Annotated in this window: 1 pseudogene and 1 CRISPR repeat array; the pseudogene reads left to right on the forward strand. The window is 69.4% G+C overall.

The window, feature by feature from the left end:
• Positions 1-271, forward strand: a pseudogene (locus IE243_RS23500) (MFS transporter); the annotation flags it as partial.
• Between the two features lie 161 nt (positions 272-432).
• Positions 433-2,714: a CRISPR direct-repeat array (repeat unit 32 nt; unit sequence GTTTCGATCCACGCCCCCGCGTGGGGGGCGAC).
• The last annotated feature ends 28 nt before the right edge of the window (positions 2,715-2,742 follow it).

Here is a 2,742-nt window from a genome sequence, read left to right on the forward strand (position 1 = left end):
GGTGCTGCTTGGCCTTGGCTGGAACTTCGGTTTCGTCGGAGCCTCGGCGCTTGTGCTGGAATGCCACCGTCCCGAGGAAAAGACCCGCGTACAGTCTTTCAACGACTTCCTGGTCTTCGGCACGATGGCGTTCGGCTCGTTCCTGTCCGGCGGCTTGCTGACGACCTATGGCTGGAACACGGTGCTCTGGCTCTCCTTCATCCCGATCGGTCTGGCCAGCCTCGCCCTGGCCTGGGCGGCCACACTGCGCCGAACCCGGCCCGAAACCTGACCTGTCGGCCCGGCCCGGCGGCCAGGCCTGGAATTTCACGTGAACGGGGACAGCAACCTCCCGGAGAGCAGCGGCCTGCTCGCCGGCTCGGCGGACCAGTTTTGATTCACCCCCGCAGGGGGGCGACGCGGGCCGGCCCCGGATGGTAGCGCCTGGAAGCCGTTTCGATCCACGCCCCCGCGTGGGGGGCGACCGCCCGCCGCCGGCTTTGTGGCCGCGCACATGACGTTTCGATCCACGCCCCCGCGTGGGGGGCGACGCGGCCAAGGCCATCGACTACCGCGGCTTTGGCAGTTTCGATCCACGCCCCCGCGTGGGGGGCGACCGGCGAGGGAAACTCGACCGATGGCGAGGAGGCACGGTTTCGATCCACGCCCCCGCGTGGGGGGCGACGCCAGCGCGCCCTTTTCGGCCTGCTCCTTGCTAGGGTTTCGATCCACGCCCCCGCGTGGGGGGCGACCCTCGCATTCCGGTTTATGGGCATGCAGCAGCGGGTTTCGATCCACGCCCCCGCGTGGGGGGCGACCCTTGCTGTCAAAGATGTCGGCGAGCGAGGCGCAGTTTCGATCCACGCCCCCGCGTGGGGGGCGACGAGCCATCTCGGTGCCGTTGCGCTGGGCGATCTGTTTCGATCCACGCCCCCGCGTGGGGGGCGACCCTGAGCTTCCCTCGCCTGCGCGTACTGGTCGCGGTTTCGATCCACGCCCCCGCGTGGGGGGCGACGGCATGTGGGCCAGCGGCCCGCCACTCTGCCTCCGGTTTCGATCCACGCCCCCGCGTGGGGGGCGACGCGGTCGGTTGCTTCGCCCGCATCGCTGTCAACGTTTCGATCCACGCCCCCGCGTGGGGGGCGACGGATCTTGTAATCCCGTGTCCGGCGGAAGGCAGTGTTTCGATCCACGCCCCCGCGTGGGGGGCGACCGGCTGCATTGAGCGCCGCGAGCGTGTCCGTGCGGTTTCGATCCACGCCCCCGCGTGGGGGGCGACCTGCGCGATCGAGGCGGTTGAGGGGATAACGAGTTTCGATCCACGCCCCCGCGTGGGGGGCGACGGTCGAAGCCCGCCAAATATGCGCTGCTGGAGTCGTTTCGATCCACGCCCCCGCGTGGGGGGCGACGTCAGAACGGCGACCCTGACGCTCCCCCATTCTAGGTTTCGATCCACGCCCCCGCGTGGGGGGCGACACCTCGGTTATGTCGCCAGCAATCGCCGCCATCTGTTTCGATCCACGCCCCCGCGTGGGGGGCGACAACGCGGCAGCCTGCAGGTGGCTCACGGTCCACATGTTTCGATCCACGCCCCCGCGTGGGGGGCGACGATCCCGGCCATCTTGTCGCCCAGCATGTCGAGGTTTCGATCCACGCCCCCGCGTGGGGGGCGACGCGGAAACGGCATCGCGCCGCCGTGCTCCAGCCAGTTTCGATCCACGCCCCCGCGTGGGGGGCGACCGCTGCCGAGGTCCAGGAGGATGAGGCCTTGCTCGTTTCGATCCACGCCCCCGCGTGGGGGGCGACGATGGCTGGTGGCTTTTCCGGGCTCCACCAATTTGTTTCGATCCACGCCCCCGCGTGGGGGGCGACTCGGCCTGACGGTCCAGGACTGCGTGGCGTTGCGTGTTTCGATCCACGCCCCCGCGTGGGGGGCGACAGCGAGGCGTCACGATCTGGACCGACTGGCCGCTGTTTCGATCCACGCCCCCGCGTGGGGGGCGACCAGTAACGCATCGCTGCATTACGCGCTCGCCATGGTTTCGATCCACGCCCCCGCGTGGGGGGCGACCGCGGTCAATCCTCTGGGCGCGATCGAGGTGAAGTTTCGATCCACGCCCCCGCGTGGGGGGCGACAGCTCATGGCTGGCACGAAGACCACGGCTCCCGGGTTTCGATCCACGCCCCCGCGTGGGGGGCGACTGTCCAAAGAGATCAGGGCGGCGCTCGGCCTTGCGGTTTCGATCCACGCCCCCGCGTGGGGGGCGACTTGTTTAACGTGACCAACGGCACGCTGCGATTCCGGTTTCGATCGACGCCCCCGCGTGGGGGGCGACCCGGTCAGCACTTGGGGCGGCTCAAGGTGCTCAATGTTTCGATCCACGCCCCCGCGTGGGGGGCGACACGCCACCGCCGTAGGAATCCTCGACCTGATACTCGTTTCGATCCACGCCCCCGCGTGGGGGGCGACCCTCGCATTCCGGTTTATGGGCATGCAGCAGCGGGTTTCGATCCACGCCCCCGCGTGGGGGGCGACTCATCCTCCTGGACCTCGGCAGCGTCTTTCCGCCGTTTCGATCCACGCCCCCGCGTGGGGGGCGACGCTGCGAGAGTTGCAGCGCCTGAACAAATCAGCCGTTTCGATCCACGCCCCCGCGTGGGGGGCGACGCGTTGCCATCGACCTTGTGCTTGCCGGCATGGATGTTTCGATCCACGCCCCCGCGTGGGGGGCGACGATGCGGGAGGCTTGAGCATGACCCCCA

This window comes from Camelimonas fluminis (assembly GCF_014656355.1).
Lineage (GTDB): Bacteria > Pseudomonadota > Alphaproteobacteria > Rhizobiales > Beijerinckiaceae > Camelimonas > Camelimonas fluminis.